Source organism: Dolichospermum circinale AWQC131C (assembly GCF_000426905.1).
In the GTDB taxonomy this organism is placed as follows: Bacteria; Cyanobacteriota; Cyanobacteriia; order Cyanobacteriales; family Nostocaceae; genus Dolichospermum; species Dolichospermum circinale.
Genome location: NZ_KE384608.1, coordinates 63,834 through 65,975 on the forward strand (window position 1 = coordinate 63,834; position 2,142 = coordinate 65,975).

At 35.7% G+C, this 2,142-nt stretch carries 4 protein-coding genes; 1 reads left to right on the top strand and 3 read right to left on the bottom strand.

Going from position 1 to position 2,142, the window contains the following annotated elements; all coding sequences use genetic code 11:
- Window positions 1-135: 135 nt before the first annotated feature.
- The 3 genes from rseP to ACIR131C_RS27205 all read right to left on the bottom strand — a co-directional run bounded on the left by rseP (window position 136) and on the right by ACIR131C_RS27205 (window position 2,015).
- Complete coding sequence (gene rseP / locus ACIR131C_RS0110130) at window positions 136-1,224, bottom strand: RIP metalloprotease RseP (RefSeq protein ID WP_028090095.1); 1,089 nt, start codon at window positions 1,222-1,224, stop codon at window positions 136-138.
- Window positions 1,225-1,587: 363 nt separating this feature from the next.
- On the bottom strand, window positions 1,588-1,809 hold the full coding sequence (locus tag ACIR131C_RS0110135) for a type II toxin-antitoxin system HicB family antitoxin (RefSeq protein ID WP_028090096.1): 222 nt from the start codon (window positions 1,807-1,809) through the stop codon (window positions 1,588-1,590).
- Window positions 1,806-2,015, bottom strand: coding sequence for a type II toxin-antitoxin system HicA family toxin (locus ACIR131C_RS27205; RefSeq protein ID WP_035371784.1), 210 nt, complete (start codon window positions 2,013-2,015; stop codon window positions 1,806-1,808). The genes ACIR131C_RS0110135 and ACIR131C_RS27205 overlap by 4 nt, the downstream gene beginning before the upstream one ends.
- Between ACIR131C_RS27205 and ACIR131C_RS24480 the strand changes: the two genes are divergently transcribed.
- Complete coding sequence (locus ACIR131C_RS24480) at window positions 1,989-2,096, top strand: type II toxin-antitoxin system HigB family toxin (protein WP_231395438.1); 108 nt, start codon at window positions 1,989-1,991, stop codon at window positions 2,094-2,096. The two genes, ACIR131C_RS27205 and ACIR131C_RS24480, sit on opposite strands and share 27 nt — an antisense overlap.
- Window positions 2,097-2,142 lie beyond the last annotated feature (46 nt).

A 2,142-nucleotide genomic window follows, 5' to 3' on the forward strand; every position in this document is an offset into this window, starting at 1 on the left:
AGAGGAGGTTTTGGGTAACTTTACTTTTCGTTACTTGTGTCGGTTTCTTTCCATTCACCTACTTAGTTACCATACCAATTTTATGTGAGGCTGCACAGAATTGGTATTAGCAGCCAGGTGATCATTTGAGGATATTTACTGTAACAATTTTTGCACCCATTCTAACTGAGTTGTTTCTTTGACAATTAAGAAAATACCCAATCCTAAAAGTAAGAATAAACCAGTTTGCATGACACCTTCTTGAATTTTATTAGGTAAAGGTTTACCAAATAAACCTTCAATTAATAAAAAGGCTAATTGTCCACCATCTAAAGCGGGAAGAGGCAAAATATTAATAATTGCCAAGTTAATGCTAATAATTGCCGCAAAAGAGAATAAATTTGTGCTATCACTAGCGGCTAATTGTGCGCCAATTTGGACAATTTTCACAGGTCCTGAAACTTGACCGACAGTGTTTCCAAAATTAGTAATTAACTGTCCAAAACCTTTAAATGTGCCTACAACTAACTGTTGAAAACGATTAGCAGCAACTTTGATAATCTCTGTAATATTTTGAGGACGACGATAGTTTGCTTTACCATTGGCTACTAATTCAATTCCGACAACACCCTTACCATCAGCACCTTGTTTAGGTGTTATTTTCAGGTAATTTTGTTGATTTTCATGTTGAATTTTCAGGTCAATTTCTTGATTGGGATGGGTTTGAATTTCCTTTGTTAATAATGTGGTTGCGTCTTTACCTAAAGGAATTTCTTGACCATTTACAGCCAGAATAATGTCACCTTCTCGAATCCCTGCTTGGTAAGCAATAGATTGTTCATTTACGGGTTTGACAACTACACCTGGTTGATACTGAAATTCTTGAGGTATACCAACGATTCCCAATTGCAAAGCCAACATTAAATAAGCAAAGATTAAATTGGCGATTACACCCGCACTAATGACAATGGCACGGTCTAAAACAGGGCGGTTACGCAACAAATTCGGGTCATTGGGGGGAATTTGGCTATCGGGATCATCATCAGGAAAGCCGACAAAGCCACCCAAGGGGAAAGCGCGGATAGTATATTCCGTTTGTGATCCTTGGTACTTTAAAAGCGTTGGTCCAAAACCCAGAGAAAAGCGGTTAACGTAAATGCCTTGAGAACGGGCGGCTATGAAATGTCCCAACTCATGTACTAAGATCAAAATAGCCAAAACTGCGATCGCTGCTAAAACTGACATAGAGCTTAATCAAAATATTCGGATATATATTCTTATTGTACGTTGGAAATGGGCGCACAGAGAATATCTGCTGATGCCAATTTTTGATCTGTTGTCTAATCCAATCCCGAAAACAGCAAATTATGGCAATTTCGTCTATTTTCAGGCTTTGAGGTCAAAAAAAACGGGAAATATCTGTAGTTAGGGGCAAATTTACTACTCTAATTCCCCATCACATTCTGTAATTGAGGATTTACAGGATGGTTTTTTAATATTCATCTACATTTTCACAAAGTTGCACTAATTTTAATATTCTGTGAATATCAAAATCAAATATTATCCTGTTAATCCTTTCATCCTGGTTATCCTGATTCAGACAGTTAATTATACATTACTGAGTGCTTTAACCTGAGAAATAGCACGTTCAACATCTGGTAATTTTTGACCATGTTTTGCGGCGGTTTCTAACCATAAGTTTCTGACAATTATCAATTCTTGTAAGGTTTCTTCTAAAGTTTCTCCCTGTGCTAAACATCCTTTTAATGCTGGAATTTCTGCTACAAAACCCCCTGCTTCACAGGGATAAACAACAATGGGATAATTCATGATTTCTCTCCTTCTATTAATTCTAATACTCGTTTAACATAGACTGATTTTACCCGATTATTATGAACTGGAATTACTAAGATTGTTTCATCTTTGATAAATATGTGATGACTACCTGTAATTCTATCTAGTACAAAGTTATCTAATTCTAACAGTTTACGAAGATCACTAAACTTTACATAGATGTAAGAGAAGTTTATCCACACGCAGATTTTGTACAAGGCTACACAGTCTTTAATATAGGAGGAAATAAGTTTCGGTTAATTACTAAAATTATAGTAGTTTAACTTAAGAATGAGACAAAAAGAGTATAAGATTGAAGAGAGAAGGTAT

Excerpts from the sequence above, each read along its gene's own strand:
- ACIR131C_RS0110135 (WP_028090096.1), bottom strand. The coding sequence starts at position 1,809 with ATGAATTATCCCATTGTTGTTTATCCCTGTGAAGCAGGGGGTTTTGTA.
- rseP (WP_028090095.1), bottom strand. The coding sequence starts at position 1,224 with ATGTCAGTTTTAGCAGCGATCGCAGTTTTGGCTATTTTGATCTTAGTA.